This window comes from Roseateles sp. P5_E11, assembly GCF_054049355.1.
Genome location: NZ_JBFUMO010001198.1, coordinates 1 through 560, shown reverse-complemented (window position 1 = coordinate 560; position 560 = coordinate 1). Strand labels below are relative to the sequence as shown.

The window sequence follows — 560 nt, the reverse complement described above, 5'->3', positions numbered from 1 at the left end:
ATCCTGGCCAGCGTTCTTCTTGCCCTTACCCCAACGATGAGGCCAATGCCTACTGGGCGTTGCCGCAGGTGCTTGATCCAAGCATAGCCTTCATGATTTCTTGCCTGGGGGTGCAGAGGGTCACACGGCGCTTCCATTGGAAGCGTTGACTGAAGCGGCGGGTCCGCTATCAGCCGAGGCTGTGTGAGAACGCGTCAACGGACCTGGGAGCGCCCTGCCGGATTGCACCCGTCACGACGGCTGCCTCAGGATCTTCTCCATCGCCCTGCCCTTGGCGAGTTCGTCGATGAGCTTGTCCAGGTAGCGCACCTTCTGCATCAGCGGGTCTTCGATCTCTTCCACCCGGATGCCGCACACCACGCCCTTGATGAGGGCCACGCTGGGATTCARTGCCGGCGCCTGGGCAAAGAAGGTCTCGAAGTCCGTGGACTGGTCAAGTTGCTGCTGCAAGCCTGCGGCGTCATAGCCGGTGAGCCAATGGATGATGCGGTCGACCTCATCCTTGGTCCGGCCCTTGGCCTCGGCCTTGCGGATGTACAGCGGGTACACCCTGGCAAAGG

The 560-nt window shown here is 61.7% G+C and carries 1 protein-coding gene; it reads right to left on the bottom strand.

What is annotated here, in order from left to right; all coding sequences use genetic code 11:
- Positions 1 to 231 precede the first annotated feature (231 nt).
- Positions 232 to 560: DUF2200 domain-containing protein (locus tag ACXJKR_RS34310; protein ID WP_457326666.1), on the bottom strand; the 329-nt coding region annotated here is incomplete at its 5' end.